Annotated in this window: 19 protein-coding genes; 4 read left to right on the top strand and 15 right to left on the bottom strand. The window is 65.1% G+C overall.

The features are described from left to right. Positions 1-16: 16 nt before the first annotated feature. The 10 genes from BLT03_RS15505 to rpsB all read right to left on the bottom strand — a co-directional run bounded on the left by BLT03_RS15505 (position 17) and on the right by rpsB (position 10,254). Positions 17-544 (bottom strand): OmpH/Skp family outer membrane protein, encoded by a 528-nt coding sequence (locus tag BLT03_RS15505; protein ID WP_092744674.1) that lies wholly within the window; start codon positions 542-544, stop codon positions 17-19. Beyond that, entirely contained in the window at positions 544-2,841 is a 2,298-nt protein-coding gene (gene bamA / locus BLT03_RS15500) for an outer membrane protein assembly factor BamA (protein WP_092744673.1), read from the bottom strand. The genes BLT03_RS15505 and bamA overlap by 1 nt, the downstream gene beginning before the upstream one ends. Before the next feature lie 42 nt (positions 2,842-2,883). Next, complete coding sequence (gene rseP / locus BLT03_RS15495; RefSeq protein WP_092744777.1) at positions 2,884-4,248, bottom strand: RIP metalloprotease RseP; 1,365 nt, start codon at positions 4,246-4,248, stop codon at positions 2,884-2,886. A 28-nt stretch (positions 4,249-4,276) separates the two neighbouring features. After that, a complete protein-coding gene (ispC, locus tag BLT03_RS15490; RefSeq protein WP_092744672.1) occupies positions 4,277-5,455 on the bottom strand; it encodes a 1-deoxy-D-xylulose-5-phosphate reductoisomerase in 1,179 nt (392 codons plus the stop codon). Between the two features lie 4 nt (positions 5,456-5,459). Further along, positions 5,460-6,308, bottom strand: a complete 849-nt coding sequence (locus BLT03_RS15485; protein WP_092744671.1) for a phosphatidate cytidylyltransferase — start codon at positions 6,306-6,308, stop codon at positions 5,460-5,462. 11 nt (positions 6,309-6,319) lie between these two features. After that, the gene (gene uppS, locus BLT03_RS15480) at positions 6,320-7,051 is read right to left on the bottom strand and encodes a polyprenyl diphosphate synthase (protein WP_092744670.1); all 732 of its coding nucleotides are present in this window, start codon (positions 7,049-7,051) and stop codon (positions 6,320-6,322) included. Positions 7,052-7,083: 32 nt separating this feature from the next. Next, a complete protein-coding gene (gene frr, locus BLT03_RS15475) occupies positions 7,084-7,644 on the bottom strand; it encodes a ribosome recycling factor (protein ID WP_092744669.1) in 561 nt (186 codons plus the stop codon). 48 nt (positions 7,645-7,692) lie between these two features. Then, the gene (gene pyrH / locus BLT03_RS15470; protein ID WP_092744668.1) at positions 7,693-8,415 is read right to left on the bottom strand and encodes a UMP kinase; all 723 of its coding nucleotides are present in this window, start codon (positions 8,413-8,415) and stop codon (positions 7,693-7,695) included. A gap of 56 nt (positions 8,416-8,471) precedes the next feature. Then, complete coding sequence (gene tsf, locus BLT03_RS15465; protein WP_092744667.1) at positions 8,472-9,392, bottom strand: translation elongation factor Ts; 921 nt, start codon at positions 9,390-9,392, stop codon at positions 8,472-8,474. Positions 9,393-9,501: 109 nt separating this feature from the next. Next, complete coding sequence (gene rpsB / locus BLT03_RS15460; RefSeq protein WP_092744666.1) at positions 9,502-10,254, bottom strand: 30S ribosomal protein S2; 753 nt, start codon at positions 10,252-10,254, stop codon at positions 9,502-9,504. A gap of 296 nt (positions 10,255-10,550) precedes the next feature. Here rpsB and BLT03_RS15455 point away from each other — a divergent pair, with 296 nt between their 5' ends. From BLT03_RS15455 to BLT03_RS15445, 3 genes are all read left to right on the top strand, one after another. Then, positions 10,551-11,798 (top strand): FAD-dependent oxidoreductase, encoded by a 1,248-nt coding sequence (locus BLT03_RS15455; RefSeq protein WP_092744665.1) that lies wholly within the window; start codon positions 10,551-10,553, stop codon positions 11,796-11,798. A 15-nt stretch (positions 11,799-11,813) separates the two neighbouring features. Further along, positions 11,814-13,358 carry an NAD(P)H-hydrate dehydratase gene (locus tag BLT03_RS15450; RefSeq protein ID WP_434802406.1) on the top strand — a complete coding sequence of 515 codons (1,545 nt, stop codon included), beginning with the start codon at positions 11,814-11,816 and terminating at the stop codon, positions 13,356-13,358. Positions 13,359-13,519: 161 nt separating this feature from the next. After that, complete coding sequence (locus BLT03_RS15445) at positions 13,520-13,702, top strand: hypothetical protein (protein ID WP_092744663.1); 183 nt, start codon at positions 13,520-13,522, stop codon at positions 13,700-13,702. A 110-nt stretch (positions 13,703-13,812) separates the two neighbouring features. On the opposite strand, the gene BLT03_RS15440 is transcribed toward BLT03_RS15445, so the two are convergent. The 5 genes from BLT03_RS15440 to BLT03_RS15420 all read right to left on the bottom strand — a co-directional run bounded on the left by BLT03_RS15440 (position 13,813) and on the right by BLT03_RS15420 (position 17,846). Beyond that, positions 13,813-14,496 (bottom strand): hypothetical protein, encoded by a 684-nt coding sequence (locus BLT03_RS15440; RefSeq protein ID WP_092744662.1) that lies wholly within the window; start codon positions 14,494-14,496, stop codon positions 13,813-13,815. Further along, positions 14,493-15,500, bottom strand: a complete 1,008-nt coding sequence (locus tag BLT03_RS15435; RefSeq protein ID WP_092744776.1) for an MlaD family protein — start codon at positions 15,498-15,500, stop codon at positions 14,493-14,495. The genes BLT03_RS15440 and BLT03_RS15435 overlap by 4 nt, the downstream gene beginning before the upstream one ends. Before the next feature lie 54 nt (positions 15,501-15,554). Next, complete coding sequence (locus BLT03_RS15430) at positions 15,555-16,385, bottom strand: DUF2314 domain-containing protein (protein WP_092744661.1); 831 nt, start codon at positions 16,383-16,385, stop codon at positions 15,555-15,557. A gap of 87 nt (positions 16,386-16,472) precedes the next feature. Then, positions 16,473-17,276 (bottom strand): MlaE family ABC transporter permease, encoded by an 804-nt coding sequence (locus BLT03_RS15425; RefSeq protein WP_092744775.1) that lies wholly within the window; start codon positions 17,274-17,276, stop codon positions 16,473-16,475. Between the two features lie 108 nt (positions 17,277-17,384). Continuing rightward, positions 17,385-17,846 (bottom strand): Cd(II)/Pb(II)-responsive transcriptional regulator, encoded by a 462-nt coding sequence (locus BLT03_RS15420; RefSeq protein WP_092744660.1) that lies wholly within the window; start codon positions 17,844-17,846, stop codon positions 17,385-17,387. A gap of 79 nt (positions 17,847-17,925) precedes the next feature. On the opposite strand from BLT03_RS15420, the gene BLT03_RS15415 reads away from it, so the two are divergent. Next, positions 17,926-20,097 carry a heavy metal translocating P-type ATPase gene (locus BLT03_RS15415; RefSeq protein WP_092744659.1) on the top strand — a complete coding sequence of 724 codons (2,172 nt, stop codon included), beginning with the start codon at positions 17,926-17,928 and terminating at the stop codon, positions 20,095-20,097. Positions 20,098-20,123 lie beyond the last annotated feature (26 nt).

Raw genomic sequence — 20,123 nt, 5'->3', positions numbered from 1 at the left:
CATCAGCCAGCGGCCATTACTTGGCAGGCGTGGCAGCAGCGGCATTCAGTGCCTTGATCACCTTGTCGGTGATGTCGTGCTTGGGATTGATGTAGACAGCCTCCTGCAGGATTACGTCGTACTTTTCAGCCTCGGCCACTTGCTTGACGACCTTGTTGGCGCGCTCGAGCACCTGGCCCAACTCTTCGTTCTTGCGGGCGCCCAGATCTTCCTGGAACTCGCGGCGCTTGCGCTGGAAGTCACGGTCCTGGTCGACCAGTTGGCGTTGGCGGGTCGTGCGCTGGCTTTCTGCCATCGTGGGCGCTTCACGTTCGAACTTCTCGGTCGCGGACTTGAGGCTGTTGCCCTGGTCGACGAGCTCTTTCTCGCGGCGGGAGAACTCCTGCTCCAGCTTGGCCTGTGCCGCCTTGGCGGTGCTGGCTTCGCGGAAGATGCGGTCGGTGTTGACGAAGCCGGCCTTGAACTCCTGCGCCTGTGCGGGCACAGCTGCACCGAGCGTGCCAAGCAAGAGAACGAGGGGAATATGGCGGGAGAGAGATTTCATTAGAAAGACGTTCCAATCTGGAATTGCAGTTTCTGGATTCTATCGCCGGCGAACTTGCGCACCGGTTGCGCAAAAGCGAGGCGAAGCGGACCGAGCGGAGAAATCCAGCTCAAACCCAGGCCGGCAGAGACACGCATGTCGCTGAGGGTGACCTTTTCATCTTCGCCATACACGTTGCCCGCATCCACGAAAGTGAACACGCGCAGAGTGCGGTCGTTGCCCGCACCTGGGAACGGCGCGATCAACTCGGCGTTGAGCGTCACCTTCTTGGGTCCGCCCAGCGACGCACCCGTCACGTCGCGTGGACCCAGCGTGCCTTGGTCGAAACCGCGCACGGAGCCCAAGCCACCCGAGTAGTAATTCTTGAACACCGGGAACGGCCGGCCGTTCATGCCCTTGCCCCAGCCCAGTTCGCTGTTGAAGGCCATCGTGAACTTCTTGTTCAACGGCACGTACTGCTGGAACTGGTAGTTGCCGCGCACATAGCGCGCATCGCCAGCCACCGACCATTCGGTGTTCAGGCGCTGATAGCGGCCGGAATTGGGAGCCAGGGCGCTGTCGCGGTCATCGCGCGACCAGCCGATGGTGAGCGGAATCGCCGTGCTGCTGGAGCCGTACGTCGTGGCATACGACAGGTATGCGGCCGGGATGTTGGTGCCCAGTTTGATGCGCGTCTGCTCCAGTCCACCGCCGAAGAACACAGTGTCGGTTTCGCTGAAGGGAATGCCGAATCGCACGCTGGTACCGGCAGTGATCAGCTCGTAGTTGCCGCCCTGGTCTTCGTAGGGCTTGTCGGTGCGGTAGTACAGATCCAGCGTGCGCGAGATGCCATCCCGGGTGAAGTACGGGTTGGTCGTGCTGAAGACAAGCGTACGGCGGTACTTGCTGGTGTTCACGTCCACGCCCAGGTAGTTGCCGGAGCCGAACACGTTTTCCTGCTTGATGCTGAACGACAACGAGACTTTTTCCGCGCTGGAAAAGCCCGCACCCAGTTGCAGCGAACCGGTGGGCTTTTCCGCCACGTTCACCACCAGATCCACCTGATCGGCGGAGCCCGGCACTTCCTGCGTTTCCACATTCACTTCCGTGAAGAAGCCCAGGCGGTCGACCCGGTCGCGGGACAATTTGATCTTGTCGCCGTCGTACCAAGAGGCTTCGTACTGGCGGAATTCGCGGCGGATGACTTCATCGCGCGTGCGGTTGTTGCCACTCACGTTGATGCGGCGCACATAGGCACGGCGGGCGGGCTCGGCACGCAGCACCAGAGCCACGCGGTTGTTCTCGCGGTCCACTTCGGGAACGGCTTCCACACGCGCAAAGGCAAAGCCGAAGTTGCCGAAGTAATCGGTGAATGCCTTGGTGGTTTCAGCGACCTTGTCGGCGTTGTAAGGCTCGCCGGGCTGAATGGTGATCAGCGACTTGAACTCGTCATCGCGGTCGAGGTAGTTGCCTTCGATCTTCACGCCGGACACCACATAGCGCTGGCCTTCCGTCACATTGACGGTGATCGTGATGTCCTGCTTGTCTGGAGAAATGGCCACTTGCGTGGAGTCGATGCGGAACTCGAGGTAGCCGCGCGCCAGGTAGTACGAGCGCAGGGTTTCCAGGTCGGCATTCAGCTTGGTGCGCGAATACCGGTCCGACTTGGTGTACCAGCTGAGCCAGCCGCCCGTGTCCTGGTCAAACAGCCCCTTCAGCGTCGATTCGCTGAACGCCTTGTTGCCCACCAGGTGGATTTCCTTGATGCGTGCAGGTTCGCCTTCGGTCACCGTGAACGTGAGGTTCACCCGGTTGCGCTCGATGGGGGTGACGGTGGTCACGACTTCGGCGCCGTACAGGCTCTTGTTGATGTACTGGCGCTTGAGTTCCTGCTCGGCCCGATCGGCCAGGGCCTTGTCGAAAGGCCGGCCTTCGGTCAAGCCGACGTCGCGCATGGCCTTCTTGAGCGTATCTTTATCGAATTCGCGGGCACCGGCGAAGTCCACATCGGCGATGGTGGGCCGCTCTTCCACGACCACCACGAGCACGTTGCCGCTGGCTTCCAGCCGGACGTCTTTGAACAGCCCGAGGGCGAACAGCGCACGAATGGCGGCGGCGCCCTTCTCGTCGTTGTAGTCGTCACCCACGCGCAACGGCATCGATGCGAAGATGGTGCCTGGCTCGACGCGCTGCAATCCTTCCACCCGGATATCCTGCACTTTGAACGGCTCCAGGGCCCATGCCGCGTTGGCAGCAAAAACCATGGCGGCCACGGCACATGCCTTGCGCACGCCCAAGCGATTGAATTGTTTTTTCATGAGTGAACTGGTACCGCACGGTGAACGCGCGCGGCGAAAAGGTTAGCCAAAAAGCCGGGTGATATCGTTGAAAAGGGCGATGGACATCATCAGGAGGAGCACCGCCACGCCGCCGCGCTGCAATCGCTCCATCCAGGCGTCGGACACGCCCTTGCCGGTCACGCCTTCCCAAAGATAATACATCAGGTGCCCACCGTCCAAAACCGGTAGCGGGAGCAGGTTCAGGACACCCAGGCTGACGCTGATGAGGGCCAGGAACACCAGATATTGGGTCAGTCCCATGCTGGCAGACCGCCCCGCGTAGTCAGCGATGGTGAGGGGTCCGCTGAGGTTCTTCAGCGAAGCCTCGCCGATCACCATGCGCCCCATCATGCGAAGGGTCAGCGCCGAAACTTCCCACGTGCGCACGACGCCATTCCAAAGGCCTTCGACCGGGCCATGGCGCACCGTCACGAACTCTGGTTGCGCGCCGACGAAAGCACCTACCCTGCCGACCGGTCCAGAGGACTCGCTGTGCAGATCGGGCAGCACGTCAATGGTCAAAGTCTGCCCGCCGCGCTCGATGCGCCAAGGCTGGGAGATGGCAGCGCCACCGCGCACCGAAGAACGGATGAGTTCCCGAAGCTGCTGACCATCCACCACATTGGTAGCGCCGAGTTTCAAGACCAGGTCTCCCTGGCGCAGGCCTGCACGTTGCGCGGGACCGCCGTTGACGACTTCACCCAGCACGGGCCGCGTCCATGGACCGATGATGCCGATCTTGCGGAAAAGCTGGGCATCGGCTTCCTTGGCATCGAACTGCGCCAGTTCCAGCACCATCTGACGCTGGGGCGCGCCCGGCGAAGGCTCCACCTGCAGGCGCACATCGGTGCCATCGAGGGCACCGCGTGTGATCAACCAACGCAGGTCTTCAAACGAACGGACGGGCTCGGATTCGTCGGTACCCAATGCGGCCTCAAGCACCAGTTCGCCGCCCTGCAGCCCCGATTTCTGGGCCACCGAGCCCGGCACAGGGCTGGCAAGAATCGCTTTGGGCTCTTCCACACCCATCCAGTTCACCGCCGTGTACAGCAGCACTGCAAGCAACAGGTTGGCCGCAGGGCCCGCGGCCACGATGGCTGCGCGGGACCGCAATGGCTTCGCGTTGAAGGACAAATGTCGCTCGTGGGCCTCTACAGGGGCTTCGCGCTCGTCGAGCATTCGCACATAGCCGCCCAGGGGAAAAGCGCCGATGACGAATTCGGTGGGTGAGCCCTTGGGTTGCCAGCGTAGCAGCGGTTTGCCGAAGCCGACCGAAAAGCGAAGCACTTTGACGCCGCAGGCGACAGCCACTCGATAGTGGCCGTATTCATGCACGGCGATGAGCACGCCGAGCGCGACGATGAAGGCGATGACGGTCAGCAACATGGTGTCTTTCTGCCCAGTGAAGGATGGCTCAGGCCGCCAGTCGCTGCGCACTGCGCAGTGCCACGGACCGCGCTTCAGCATCCAGAGCCAGTAAGGCCCCCAGCGATTCGGGGTTGGAGGGGGTAACCGCCTCCAGAGTTGCAAGATTCAGCCGGTGAATCTGATCAAAACGGATTCGGCGCTCCAGGAACGAAGCCACAGCGACTTCGTTGGCAGCATTCAGAACGGCCGTCGTGCCGCTTTGTGCGCGCAATGCCTGCCAGGACAGGTGCAGCCCTGGGAATCGGTTTGCATCCGCCTCTTCGAAGGTGAGCGCAGAAAGGGTCGAAAAATCCAGCCGTGGCGTACCGCTTTCGATCCGCTCGGGCCAAGCGAGACCACAGGCAATGGGTACACGCATATCAGGCGTTCCCATTTGCGCGAGCACCGAGGCATCCACGAACTGCACCATGGAATGGATGATTTGCTGCGGGTGGATAACGACCTTGATTTGCTCCGGGGTGAGATCGAAGAGCCAGCGCGCCTCGATCACTTCCAGGGCCTTGTTCATCATCGTGGCGGAATCGACGGAGATCTTTCGCCCCATCGAAAAATTGGGGTGAGCGCAGGCCTGCTCGGGCGTGACATCGCGCAACGTTGCGGGCGCCTGGGTGCGAAACGGCCCACCGGAAGCGGTCAACAGAATATGGTCCACGCGGCGGGACCAAGTCTTCGGGTCCTCCGGCAGGCATTGAAAGATCGCCGAGTGCTCGCTATCGATGGGAAGCAGCGTGGCCCCGCCATCGCGAACCGCGGACATGAACACCTCTCCGCCGACCACCAGCGCCTCTTTGTTGGCCAGCAGCAGGCGCTTGCCCGCACGGGCAGCCGCCAGACAAGGGCCGAGGCCCGCAGCGCCGACGATGGCCGCCATCACAACGTCCACTTCTTCGTGGGAAGCGATGGTTTCGAGTGCATCTGGGGCATTCAACACCCTCGTCGCCAAGCCGTGGGCGAGCAACCGCTCTTGAAGCAACCGCGCATGCGGCTCGCTGGCCATGACGGCAAAGCGCGGCTGAAAGCGAACACACTGCGCCAGCATGGGCTCGACCTGTGTCGCGGCGCTCAAAGCGAAGACTTCGTAGCGCTCAGGATGCCGCGCCACCACATCGAGGGTATTGGTGCCGATGGACCCGGTGGAGCCGAGAACCGTGATGCGTTGTTTCATGCGCTTATGCGAAGTGGGTCAACATCATGGCCAGCGGCAGCGTGGGCAATAGCGCATCCACGCGATCGAGCACCCCACCATGGCCAGGCAGCAAACCGCTGCTGTCCTTGGCACCGATGCTGCGTTTGACGAGAGACTCGGTCAAGTCGCCCACCACGCTCATGGCCGCCATGAAAACGGAACCCAGGAGCAGGAGCCACCAGCCCCGCGCAAACAGATGGGTGTAGAAACTCGGCACTGCCGAGTTCGCCGAAGCATCCGCTACGAACCAGCCGATCGCCAGCAGAAACACGCCGGCCATTCCGCCCCACACGCCCTCCCAGCTTTTGCCAGGACTGATCGACGGAGCCAGCTTGCCCCGCGTGAACCGAAGGCCGAATGTGCGCCCGGCAAAATAGGCAAAGATGTCTGCCACCCAGACGAGCACCAGAATCGACATCAGGAAATTGATGCCGGCCATGCGGGCTTGCACTGCGGCCAGCCATGCGAGCCACAGTACGAGCACGCCACCGACGAGGCGGACCGCCTTGGGGACTCGGGGCCACCCCTGGACGCCAGCGCGCAACATCCACGCGCCGCCCAGCACCCATGCTGCGCCACCGACCGTCCACAGCCATGGCAGTGGCTGCTGCAACCATCCCAGGGCCCAGCTCGCAGCGCACAGTGCCACGCAGGAGGCGCCGACCGAGACAGCCGCGCCCGAACCCAGTCCCTGAAGACGCCCCCATTCCCAGGCGCCGGCGGCCATCAGGATGAGAATGACCGCCGCGAAAGGCCAGGGAGAGGGATAGAAAAGCGCCGGCAGCAGGATGGCCAGTAAAACGATGGCGGTGATGATGCGCTGTCGAAGCATGAGAAAGCCTTTCAGGCCTGCAGCGGTGCAGGCGACAACGCCAATATCTGTTCGGAGGTCTTGCCGAAACGGCGCTCGCGAGCGCTGAAGGCGGCAATTGCTTCATCCAAGGCCTTGCCGTCGAAATCCGGCCAGAGTCGATCGCTGAAGTAGAACTCGGAATAAGCGGATTGCCACAGCAGGAAGTTGCTGATGCGCATTTCCCCGCCGGTGCGTATCACCAGGTCGGGATCTGGTACGTGGGCCAAGCCCATCGCGGCATGAAGGCTGGCCTCGGTGATGGGTTCGCCCCGCGCGGCAACCGCCGCTGCGGCCTGCGCAATGTCCCAGCGCCCGCCGTAGTTGAAGCAGACGTTGAGCACCAGCCGGGTGTTTTGAGCGGTGTCCGATTCGGCTTGATCGAGGCCGGCGCGCACCTTGTCTGACAGCCCTGCTTTCTCGCCCACGAAATGCAGGCGCACACCATCTTTTTTCAGTTGGGGAACCTCGCGGGACAAGGCCTTGGCCAGCAAATCCATCAGACCAGACACTTCATCGGCAGGGCGGTTCCAGTTCTCCGAAGAAAACGCGAACACCGTAAGGACTGCCACGCCCCTTTCGACACAGGCTTGCGCGCATCTTTTCAAAGAGTCAACGCCTTGCTTGTGCCCAGCCAGCCTCGGCAGAAACCGGCGCGTGGCCCAACGGCCATTGCCATCCATGACGATGGCAATGTGGTGCGGAACAGCCGAGTAGGCAGGCATGCAAGGCAGACGATCGAGTTCCCGAAGGGAAGTCAGACCGCCATGATTTCCTGTTCCTTGCCGGCCACCAATGCATCGACCTCGGCAATGTGCTTGTCGGTGACTTTCTGGATTTCGGTTTCCGAGCGTTTTTGATCGTCTTCGGAGGCCAGCTTGTCTTTGACCAGCTTCTTGACCGCTTCGTTGGCATCGCGGCGAAGATTGCGCACGGCGATCTTGGCACTTTCGCCTTCGTTGCGGGCGAGCTTGGTCATTTCCTTGCGGCGCTCTTCACTCATGGGAGGCATGGGCACCCGAATCAGGTCGCCCATGGAGGCGGGATTCAAGCCCAGATCGCTTTCGCGAATGGCCTTTTCGATCTTGGCGCCCATGCCTTTTTCCCAAGGCTGAACGCTGATGGTGCGTGAGTCGATCAGCGCGACGTTCGCCACTTGCGATAGGGGCACGAACGATCCGTAGTACTCGACCTGCACCGCATCCAGCAGCGACGGGTTGGCGCGGCCGGTACGGATCTTGGACAGATTGTTTTTGAAAGCCACGATGGACTGGTCCATCTTGGTTTCCGCATTCTTCTTGATATCGGCAATGGTCATGTTTTTCTCCTCAGCATGAAGCCGGTGCGCCATAGGCGCACCAAGCCGTCAAGCGTACACCAGCGTGCCCTCGTCCTCACCCATCACCACGCGCTTGAGCGCGCCGTGCTTGATGATGGAAAACACGCGGATCGGCAGCTTCTGATCACGGCACAGGGCAAAAGCGGTCGCATCCAGAATTCCCAGATTGCGCGTCATGGCCTCGTCGAACGTGAGCTTGGTGTAGCGGGTGGCCGTGGGATCTTTCTTGGGATCGGCCGTGTACACGCCGTCCACCTTGGTCGCCTTCAAAACCACTTCGGCACCGATTTCAGCACCCCGCAAAGCGGCGGCGGTATCGGTCGTGAAGAAAGGATTGCCAGTGCCGGCGGCAAACACCACCACCTTGCCTTCTTCCAGATACTGCAGGGCCTTGGGACGCACATAGGGTTCGACCACCTGTTCGATGGCGATCGCCGACATGACGCGGGCCGTCAGACCCTGCTTGTCCATCGCGTCGGCCAGCGCCAGCGCATTCATGACCGTGGCCAGCATCCCCATGTAATCAGCGGTAGCGCGGTCCATGCCGACCGAGCCGCCCGCCACACCGCGAAAGATGTTGCCGCCACCGATCACCACCGCCACCTGTACACCCATGCGCGTGACCTCGGCGATCTCTTCCACCATCCGGACGATGGTGGCGCGATTGATGCCGAAGGAGTCGTCTCCCATGAGTGCCTCGCCAGACAACTTGAGCAGAATGCGCTTGTGGGCTGGGACAGCGATGGACATGGGGGTTTCTCCGTGGGGCAATGCGAGGGCGCTAGGGGCGGCGATGGATTTCTGGATCAAGCGGCAGACTTGGCTGCAGCCACCTGGGCGGCGACTTCAGCAGCGAAGTCGTCAATCTTCTTTTCGATGCCTTCGCCGACGACGTAGAGCGTGAAGCCCTTCACCGTCGTGCCGGCAGCCTTCAGCATCTGCTCGACCGTCTGCTTGTCGTTCTTCACGAAAGCCTGGTTGAACAAGGACACTTCCTTCAGGTACTTCTGCACGCCGCCTTCGATGCGCTTGGCAACGATTTCGTCGGACTGCACAGGCTTGCCTTCGGCTTCAGCCTTCGACTTGTCCTCAGCGGCCTTGGCAGCAGCCACCGAGCGCTCTTTTTCGATCAACTCGGCAGGCACTTCAGCGCTGGTCAAAGCGACGGGCTTCATCGCAGCGATGTGCATGGCCACGTCTTTGGCAGCCGTTTCGTCGCCTTCGAACTCGACCACCACGCCGATGCGCGTGCCGTGCAGGTAAGAAGCCAGCTTGTTGCCGGAGAAATGCTTGAAGCGGCGGAACGACATGTTCTCGCCGATCTTGCCGATCAGGCCCTTGCGCACTTCTTCCAGGGTGGGGCCGAAGCCGTCCTGGCTGTAAGGCAGAGCGCCCAGAGCTTCGACATTGGCGGGATTGTGCTTGGCCACCAGTTCAGCCGCGGCCTTGGCCAGGGCGAGGAAGCTGTCGTTCTTGCTGACGAAGTCGGTTTCGCTGTTGACTTCGATCAGACCGCCGGTCGTGCCGTCGATGTAGCTGGCGACGACGCCTTCAGCGGTGATGCGGGCGGCAGCCTTGCCGGCCTTCGTTCCCAGCTTCACGCGCAGCAGCTCTTCCGCCTTCGCCAGATCGCCTTCCGCTTCCGTCAGTGCCTTCTTGCACTCCATCATGGGGGCATCGGTCTTAGCGCGCAGTTCGGCGACCATGCTTGCGGTAATTGCAGCCATTGTTTTTCTCCAGTCTCAGTTCAGTTCGTTACAGAATTCGGGCTAAAAAAAAGGGGGCTAACCAGTAGCCCCGCTTTCATTCGCGACGATGTCGCGCGGCCGGGGCCTCTCAGGCAGCGGTTTCTTCCACTTCCACGAACTCGTCGGAGCCTTCGTTCGCCACAGCCTTGACCACGTCGTTCACCGCGTTGGCGCGGCCTTCGATGATGGCGTCCGCGATACCGCGGGCGTACAGCGCCACGGCCTTGGCCGAGTCGTCGTTACCGGGGATCACGTAGTCGATGCCTTCAGGGGAGTGGTTGGAGTCCACCACACCGATCAGTGGAATGCCCAGCTTCTTGGCTTCGGCGACGGCAATCTTGTGGAAGCCGACGTCGATGATGAAGATGGCGTCCGGCAGAGCGTTCATGTCCTGAATGCCGCCGATGTCCTTTTCCAGCTTTTCCATTTCGCGGGTGAAGGTGAGCTGCTCTTTCTTGCTCATGGCGTCGAGGCCGCCTTCGAGCTGAGCCTTCATGTCCTTCAGGCGCTTGATGGAGGTCTTGACCGTCTTGAAGTTGGTCAGCATGCCGCCCAGCCAGCGCTGGTCCACGTAAGGCACGCCAGCGCGCTGCGCTTCGGTCGAGAGGATTTCACGGGCTTGGCGCTTCGTACCCACCATCAGGATGGTGCCGCGGTTGGCGGTGAGTTGCTTGGCGAACTTTTGAGCGTCCTGGAAAAGCGGCAGCGACTTTTCCAGGTTGATGATGTGAATCTTGTTGCGATGGCCGAAGATGTACGGAGCCATCTTGGGGTTCCAGAAGCGGGTTTGGTGACCGAAGTGGACGCCGGCTTCCAGCATTTCGCGCATGGTGATAGACATGAGAATTTCTCCGAAGGTTGGGTCTAAAATCCAGCCCCAATAACTGCCGGCTTGCAAGAAGAAGGCAGCACCTTGAAAGGGCTGGTTTGCGATTTGTCTTGCCGATTTGTCGGCCACGCACTGCGCAGCCACCAGCAAAACCCAAATATTCTAGCATGGCGGATTGCCCGACCCGAGCCCTGCCGGCGGGCAAGACCGGCAGGACCCAACCGAAGCCACCCTTCGGGAACCAGCAAAAACACTAGCAGCCAGCGCAATATCCATCAGCGCTGGCGCCTCAAAGACCTCAGAAATCCATGCACATCGCCATCGTGGGAGCCGGAATCGTCGGCGTCACCACTGCTTACGAACTGGCCTGCGACGGCCATGAGGTCTCGGTTTTCGAGCAGCGCAGCGCCGCAGCGGAAGAATCCAGTTTCGCCAACGCCGGGCTGGTTTCACCGGCACTGCTCATTCCGCTGGCTGCGCCGGGAATCGGAGGGGCACAGAGCACACGCCTCTTCGGGCGCCATGCTGCCATCCGGCTGGCCAGCGGTGTCACCGCTGCTGAACTGGGATGGGCGTGGCGCTGGAGGAAGGCAGGGCGGTCCCCGGCCCTGGGACTGACGCTCGCCGCCCTGGAGCAACTGGGCCGCTACAGCCAGGCCCGCATGCGGCTGGTGTCCGAGCAACTGCAGATGGACGCGGAAACCAGCCGAGGCGCGCTCGTGCTGCTGCGCACCGTGGACGATCTGGCGCGCGTGCAGCCGGCACTGAAGGTTTTGCGCGATGCAGGCATGCCGATCCACGACGTGGATGCAGACACCGCGCGGCAGATCGAGCCCGGCCTGTCCCCTGACGTGCCGCTGATCGGAGCCCTGCATGCGCCCGATGGCGAATCCGGCAACTGCCGCCTGTTTGCCCAGATGCTGCGGTACGCCGCGCAAGAACGCGGGGCGCAGTTTCATTTCAATGCAAAGGTCAGCGGATTGGATGCGGCCCCGTCGGGCCTGCGAATCGCCGGTGAAACCGTGCCCCGCCGATTCGACGCCGTGGTGGTGTGCGCCGGCGTGGCCGCTGGCGCCTTGCTGCGGCCCTTGGGGGTGGATCTGCCGTTGGCTGCCGTGCACGGGTATTCGATCAGCGCTCCGCTGCGCGAGGACTCGCACGCACCGCAGGGATCGATCGTGGACCCACTCCATCGGGTGACGATCACCCGCCAGGGGCAACGCGTGCGCATCGCAGGCGGCGCAGAGCTGGGGCGTGGCGATGGCAAGCACCATGCGCTGACCTTGCAGACGCTCTACCAGGCCATCTCAGGTTGGTTTCCAGGCGGCGTACAACTGTCATCTGCCCAGGTGCAGGTCTGGCGTGGTGCACGCCCTGCTCTGCCCGACGGCGCGCCGGCTGTAGGACCGACGGGCTTTCCCGGCATCTGGATCAACGCAGGCCACGGCGGCAGCGGTTTTGCCCTGGCCTGTGGCAGCGCACGCGCCATCGCCGACCTGTTGGGCCAAAAAGCGCCCGAAGTGGACCTGCAGCCGTTCGGACTGCGTCGGTTCTGATAACCATTGCCACCCATGAACGCTATGCCGGCACGCTTTCCCCGCCCCATCGCCATCGATGCGGCGCATGCGCTCTTCGACACCCAGGCCACGCGCCGCATCGAACAAACCATGGCGGCGCAACTGCCGCCGCACACCTTGATGCAGCGGGCGGGACGGGCGGTGGCACAGCTGGCACTGGCGATCGCTCCGCATGCGCGCAACGCATGGGTGGTGTGCGGTGCGGGAAACAACGGCGGCGACGGATTGGAAGCCGCCTGCCACCTGCAGCAGGCCGGGCGCACGGTCACCGTGACCTGGCTGGGCAGTCCGGACATGGTCCCGCCCGATGCCTGCGCGTCTTACCAGAGCGCCATGGCTGCGGGTGTCGGTTTTGCTGACGGCCCACCGCCCGGCATGGGGCCTGACGACGTTTGCGTGGATGCGTTGCTGGGCATTGGACTGGCGAGCAGCAGCAAGCCCCGTGAACCGAACCTCGTGGTGCAGCGTCTACTGGCCCAGTTGCATGCAGCGCCAGCCCCCGTCATCTGCGTGGACACGCCTTCGGGCCTGTCGGCCGACACCGGTCAGTTCGCTCCCGGTCTCGAACCACCCGCTGGCCCCGCGGCGTCGCAGCGCCATACCCTGGCGTTGCTCACGCTGAAGCCAGGCCTCTTCACCGGCACCGGAAGGGACGCTGCAGGCCAGGTCTGGCTGGACGACCTCGGCGCCGACCTTTCCCAGACAGAGCCCTGCGCATGGCTCTCCGCTCCGCCCCGCGTTGTGCGCCGCGCCCACGCCAGCCACAAAGGGAGCTATGGCGACGTTGCCGTCGTGGGCGGCGAAGGGCTGCACGCCCGTGGGATGGGCATGACCGGCGCCGCCCTGTTGGCGGCCTCGGCGGCGCTGCACGGCGGTGCCGGCAGAGTGATGGTGGCGCTGCTGGACGGTGGGGATCTTTCCGTTGATGCCTCGCAGCCGGAATGCATGCTGCGCCGGTTCGACGTGCTGCCTTTGGATCAGGGAGCGGTGGTGTGCGGATGCGGGGGCGGCGAGGCCGTCCGCGCCGTGCTGGATCAAGTGCTGGCCCAAGCGCGCCGCCTGGTGCTGGACGCGGATGCACTGAACGCCGTGGCGGGCGACCCGTCGCTGGCGACGGCACTGCGGGCCCGGGCCGGGCGCGGATGGCACACCGTTCTCACGCCCCACCCGCTGGAAGCGGCAAGGCTCGCAGGGTTGAAAACCCACGACGTGCAGGCGGACCGGCTGGCGGCAGCCACGGCGTTGGCCCGGCAGTTCGATTGCACGGTGGTGCTGAAAGGGTCAGGCAGCATCATTGCGGCGCCCGGCCGCACCCCGCGAATCAACCCCACCGGCAACGCCCGCCTTGCCACGGGAGGGACCGGAGATGTCCTGGCAGGACTGCTGGGCGCGCGCCTGGCAGCGGCTGCCGATATGCCCGAGGCCGCCTTCGACGCTGCCGTGGACGCGTGCTGGCTCCATGGACGGGTTGCAGACCAATGGCCGCCGGACAGTGCACTGACCGCCTCCGCCCTGGCGCGCCACCTCCATGCGGGATAGCGCAATCAGCGTGTTGGAACATGCCAACATCGCGCAACCGACTGTAAATAGCGTCGCAAGGGTCATCTGAGGCGTGTTGTCTGACAGACCGGGGGCGATGGCGAGCGGTTTAATCCGTCCAACTCCCCGGTACGCACACCACTTCTTGAAGGACTTCTGCCATGAAACGCAAAATCCATCCTGGAACCCGCGCTTTCGCAGCCTTTACTGTGACGGTGCTCCTCGCGGTCGCCGCGACCGCCATGACCTTGGTCCCGGAACAAGCGGTGCAGGCGGCAGATTCGTTGGTCAACCTGCCCAGCAATCTGGAACAAATGCTCCCTGCGGAAACGTTCAGCTACTGAACGCGGCTGAAGGAATTGCGGCAATGGGGCATTGCCGCAATCTGCTTCTGGCCCATCGGGTCCATCTCGTTTCATACCTTTCGTTAGTTATTTAGCCAGGCAGGCGCTCTTCAGCGTCCGCCGCCCTGCTCCATCACCGCCAGCCGCCGGCGGATTTGTGCAGCACTCTCTCCATCCCCACGTTGCTCGGCCCGTTGCGCCGACAGGGTCAGCCATGCCAGCAACGGCCGCCGCCACCCTTGCGCCGACGCGGCATCGACAGCCGCCTCCAGCATCGGCACCGTCTCGCGGCCTGTTTTCACCCACACCCCAGCCGCCACCAGCCGCGACAGCGGATCGGCCATGCCAGCCAACGAAGCCGGCCCTGCGGCCCACGCGCTGCGCTGCGGCTCGGGCAACCGGCCAGCACCTGCGCTGTCCAGCCGCCCGGCCAGGTAGTCGGCATAGGCCTGGTCTTCCAGCGTGGCATCGGTTCGCAGCGCTTCGAAGCCCGTGCAGGGCTCGATCACCAGACTGGCCACCTGGGCGGCACAGCGCATGAGTTCGACCCGCGCCAGCAGATCGGGCCGCCCGGTGCGTGCGACCTCGGCGCGGGCGCGGTCCCACTCCAGTTGCGCAACGCGCGCGTCGCCGGACAGGTAGGCCTCGGTCGCCTTGCGCGCCGCCCCGTGGGCATTCATCTGCCACTCGGGCACAGGCGGCTTGCCGGCGCAGGCCCACAGGGCCAGACAGGGCACCAGCACGGCGGCACCGCGCAAAATTGAGCGACATCTGGAAAACGACGGGTTCTTCATGGCAGCTTGAGTTCCGTATCGCGGGCGAAGGGCCATTTGCGCTGAATGTCGTTCACCAGGCTTTCGACCTTGCGCAGATTGCCTTCCACCTCGGCCCGCAGTGTGCCCAGGTCGGTCGTGGCCTCGCGGGCGTTGGCGCCGATGGCCTGGGCTTCGGCCAGCACCGCGTCCACTTTCTTCAAACTCTGGCGCGTGTCGGCCAGCAGGCCATTGAGCTGAACCACCGTTGCGCGCACCTCGGGCACCAGCCCCGGGTCGCCGGCCGCGCCGAATACCTGGCGGTCGGCCTTGGCGGCCATGCCGTCGATGCGCGCCAGCAACTGGTTGGTGCGGTCGAGCGTGAGGGTGAGTTTTTTCGCATCCGCCTCGCTGCCCATGAGCACATTGAGTGCGCCGCCCGGCGCGTTGAGACGGTCGGTCAGCGTGCGCACGTTGGCCAGGGTGCCGCCCAGCGCGGCGTCCTGCGCCGTCATGGCCTGCAGGTTGGACAGCAATTCACGCGCGGAGGCCATGAGTTGCGGGATCTCGGCCGTGGCATCGCCGCGCAGTACGGGGCGCTCGGCGCCGTCGGCCAGCAACGGGTCGGTCAGGATGCCGCTGTAGGCCTTGATGGTCGTGCCGCCCACGATGCCGCGCACCAGCGTGAACACGCTGGATTCGCGCAGCCAGTGCGCATCCTTTTGCGGCACGTCGATCAGGATGCGCACGTTGCCATCGGCCGAGAGTTCGATGCGCCGCACGCGCCCGATCGGAAAGCCGGAGAAGGTCATGTCCATGCCGACCACCACGCCCTCGGAATCGTCGGCGGTGAGCACCAGGCGCTGCGTGGGCTCGAAGACTCCCCGGGCATACAGCAGGTACAGGGCCGATCCGATGATCAGCGCCAGCGTGAACAGCAGCAGCGCCGCGGCCTTGCGTTCCAGGTTGGCCACGGGGCGCTGCGCCTCCAGCGGCACCGCGCCCGTGGCATCGGCGGGAGCGGAAGGATCGGGCCGCTCAACCATGGAATGCTCCGCCAGGTCCGCCAGTGCCGCATCGGCCGCCAAGACACCGCTCGCTCATACCGCCCCGGCGCCCTGCAGCAGCTTCACGATGTTCGGCCACTGCATCTGCTGCGCCAGGTCCAGCGCGGAGCGGCCATGCGGGTTGCGCACGGCCGGGTCCGCACCATGGCGCAGCAGGAGCGACACGGGCGTGGCGTTGCCCGCCAGTGCGTCGCGCTGCAGCAGCGACCAGCCGTCGTCGTCCAGCGCATGGACCACCGAGGGATGGTTGCGCAAGTCTTCGTCCATGCGCTCGCCCATGTTCTCGCTCATGGGGTGTTCCTGCTGGGCGATGTCGTCGGTGGATGCTGCCGGGCTGCTGCCCCAACTGCCGAGCAGGCCGCCGAGCAGCCCCGCCTTGGCGCGCGGCAACGGCACGACCTGCACCTGGCCGGGCTGGCCGAAATCCATGCCCCAGGCGGTGTCGTGCTCCTGCCGCTCGGATTTGGTCATGCCCCGGCGAAGCACGTCGACCGTGTAGCCCCCGTAGACCTTGCCGCCGATCACGTACATCCAGTCTTCCAGCTCGGCCAGCGGTGCCGAGACACGGTCGCCAGACTGCATCGACGCGATCCAGTCCGGGTCGTTGAGCAGCGTGCCCGAGACGGTTTCGCCGTCGAACTGCACGTCGCCGACCCACATGTGCTCGACAGGCGGCGCGTCGGCATCCGTGTGGCCGGTGGCGAAGCCCAGCTTGATGCCGGCGAAGTCCAGCCCCGGCACGACGCGGCGGTATTCCCAGGACAGTTCGCGCCACAGGAATTTGAAGGTCCGGCGCGCCTCGGCGTACGCCGCCAGCATGGCGGAGTCTTCGGAGTCGGCAGGAAAGATGTCTTGATCGACCATGAAAGCAGTTCCTCGGTGATGAAAAATGGCCCGCTTCGCGCGCCGTCGATAAGAAAGCGTGATTCAGCCAGTGATAGTCGGTATTCGTCAGTAGTAATTGCCCAGCAGGGAAGCGACTTCGATCAGCAGCAGCACCGCGAACATGCGCGCGAGACCGCCCAGCTCGGAGCCGTTGCGCCCCCGGCCATCGCCGTTGTCGTACAGCCCCGCCGCCATCGGGATGAGCGCCACGGCCAGGCTGAAAAAGAGCGTCTTGAGCACGAACACCAGGGTGACCGCCGGGGTGAACACCTGGCCGAACATGCGCGTGTAGCTCGGCAGCCCCGCAGTATTGAGCCCATACACCCCGAAATACGCCATGGCCAGCGCGACCACGCACGACAGCGCCGCCAGCGTGATGCTGGCGTAGATGCCCGCCACCACCCGCGGCAGCAATTCGACGCGGACGGGGTCGGTGCCGTGGTGGCGCAGCCGGTCGAAATGCCCGGCCTGGCGCATGAGGGCAAGCTGGGTTCCGTTGGGGATGGTGGTGCGCATGGCGACGAACAGCGCCGCGGTCAGCGGAATCAGCTCCAGCACCAGCACGCGGATGACCATCTCGAGCGCGTAGCGCGACAGGCCGTAGCTCAACGCGGTGACGACCACGATGCGGGTGATGACCAGGCTGACCAGCGCGGCCAGCACGGTGAAGCCCAGCAGGATGGGCGCCGTGTCCTGGTACATGTGCCGTGCGAGCCGCCACCGCATGGCGCGCCCGTAGCTGGACGGCGAAAGCATGAGCACCAGCGCCACCGAGCCCAGGTGCACGATGCGCCACCACGCCACCGCCCAGCCCCGCGCCGTGCGCCAGACGCGGTCGATCAGCGATGGGGAATTCAGGCCGGCGATCATGCGGCCATCATAGTGGACGGGGCCGTGGCGGTTCGTAACAAAAATGGCCTCCAGCGCATATTCCACTAGGGTGGTTAGCTATCAATTTCATTGCAAGTCGGGTTGGCGTCAGACGTGCCGCTTGGCCGTGGCGCCGAGCGGCGGCAGCGATTCGGCATCGGCGCGGGCATGCAGCGCCTCGATCACGTGGCAGCGGCCGGCGTCGGTGCCGTCGCAGCGGCCGCGCAGAGACAGCAGTTCCTGCTCCAGCGTGCGCAGTTCCTGCAGGCGGGTGCGCACGTGCTCCAGGTGCTCGTCCAGCGTGTCGCAGGCGGCATGGTCGTCGGCCGCGCCGCCGTGGTCCAGCGCGAGCAGGGTGCGGACCTCGTCCAGCGACATGTCCATGGCGCGGCACAGTCGGATGAAGCGCAGGCGGTGCACCTCGTCCGCGCTGTACAGGCGGTAGCGGTTGTCCGCCCGGGCCTGCTCGGGCAGCAGGCCTTCCTTCTCGTAATAGCGGATGTTGGCCGCGGGAACGCCCGACAGGCGGGCAGCATCTCCGATGCGGTGGCAGGGGCTTTGGGCAGACATGGCTTGACCTTCAAGCGGCTTCAAGGTTTTCAATGATGGCACGGCGGCGTTGCGCCACCCCGAAGTCCTCAGGAAAACCATGACAAAACACAGCCACGACTCTTCCCACGACAGCCATGACCACGCCCACGGCGGCGACGGCCATGCGGGCCACGAGCACGCACCTGCCACCACCACCACCACTACCACTACCACCACCGCTGCGGTGGCGGCTGCCCGGCCAGGCACCGGCCCCCGGCTGGACGTCTCCTGCTGCGGCGGTGGCTGCTCCTCGGCGCCGCCCCCGGCAGGCGCGAAAAAACCCTCCCCCGACAGCGAATCGCACGACGGCCACGACCATGCCTCCGGCGGCGATCACGACGGGCACGACCACGGCGCCCTGCCCGGCTGGGGCCGCCTGGCGGCCGCGCTGGTGGCCGCTACCGGCGCCGAACTGCTGCACCTGCTGGGCCCGGACACCACGCCGTGGCGCGTGGCAGGCATGGCGGTCGCCGCGGCGGCCATCCTGCTGGCGGGGCTGGGCATCTACCGCAGCGGCCTTCGCTCGCTGATGCGCGGAAAGCTCGGCATCAGCGCGCTGATGGCGGTGGCCGTGACCGGCGCCTTCCTGATCGGCCAATGGCCCGAGGCCGCCATGGTGATGGCGCTGTATGCCCTGGCCGAGCGCATCGAAGACCGCGCCGTGGGCCGCGCCCGCGACGCCATCGGCGCGTTGCTGGCCCTGAGCCCCGACCAGGCCGATGTGCGCGGCCCGGACGGCCAGTGGCGCACCGTGCCGGCCGCCCAGGTGGCCGTGGACGACACCGTGCGCATCCGCCCCGGCGGCCGCGTGCCGCTGGATGGCGTGATCACGTCCGGCCGCAGCGCGGTCGATGAATCCAGCGTCACCGGCGAAAGCCTGGCCGTGGACAAGGTGCCGGGCGACCCGCTGTACGCCGGCACGCTCAATGCCCAGTCGGAGCTGGAGTTCCGCGTGACGGCCGCGGCCGGCCAGACCACGCTGGACCGCATCATCCGCGCCGTGGAGCAAGCCCAGAGCGCCCGCGCGCCCACCCAGCGCTTCGTGGACCGCTTCGCCGCCGTGTACACACCCGCCGTGTTCGCCATGGCCGTCGCCGTGGCGGTCGGTGCGCCGTTGCTGCTGGACTGGACCTGGCTGGACGCCATCTACCGCGCCCTGGTGCTGCTGGTGATCGCCTGCCCGTGCGCACTGGTGCTGGCCACGCCGGTCACCGTGGTGAGCGGGCTGGCGGCCGGCGCGCGCCGCGGCATCCTGATCAAGGGCGGCAACTGGCTGGAGCTGGCGCGCGGCGTGCGCGCCGTGGCGTTCGACAAGACCGGCACCGTGACCGCCGGGCGCCCCGTGCTGGTGGGCCGCGAAGCCTTCGGCAGCGACGGCGCGGCCGACGTGGCGGCGGCACTGGCCGGGCGCTCGGACCACCCGGTGTCCAAGGCCATCGCGGCAGGGCTCGAGGTGCCTGCCGGAATGCCCGAGGTGGAAGATTTCACGGCCCTGCCCGGCCGCGGGGTGCAGGGCCGCATCGCCGGGGCGACCTGGTTCCTGGGCAACCACCGCCGGCTGGCGCAGGAGAAAGGCCTGTGGACCGATGCGGTGGAAGCCGCCGCCGCCGCGCACGAAGCCCAGGGCCGCAGCGTCACGCTGCTGGCCGACGGCCAGGCCGTGCGGGCACTGTTCGCCGTGGCCGACACGCTGCGCCCGCAGGCGGCACAGGCCGTGGCCGATCTGCGCGCGCTGGGCATCGTGCCGGTCATGCTCACCGGCGACCATGCCGCCGCGGCGCAGTCCGCCGCGCGCGAGGCGGGCATCGACGAGGTGCAGGCCAGCCTGCTGCCCGAGCACAAGCTGGCAGCCATCGCCGCCCTGCAGCAAAAGCACGGCATGACGGCCATGGCCGGCGACGGCATCAACGACGCGCCGGCCCTGGCCAAGGCCGACATCGGCTTCGCCATGGGCGGCGCCGGCACCGACGTGGCGATGGAGACGGCCGACGTGGTCATCATGAACGACGACCTGCGCCGCGTGGCCGAGACGGTGCGCCTGTCGCGCCGCACGCATGCCGTGCTGATGCAGAACATCGCTCTGGCGCTGGGCATCAAGACGGTGTTCTTCGGCCTGGCGCTGGCAGGCCACGCCACCATGTGGATGGCCGTGTTCGCCGACATGGGCGCCAGCCTGCTGGTGGTGGCGAACGGCCTGCGCATGCTGCGCAGCGAGTCGCTATCAAAATAATAGCTACCAGCGCAATAGATACGGCG

Source organism: Paracidovorax valerianellae, from assembly GCF_900102625.1.
In the GTDB taxonomy this organism is placed as follows: domain Bacteria; phylum Pseudomonadota; class Gammaproteobacteria; order Burkholderiales; family Burkholderiaceae_C; genus Paracidovorax; species Paracidovorax valerianellae.
This window is presented reverse-complemented; position numbering and strand designations above follow the sequence as displayed.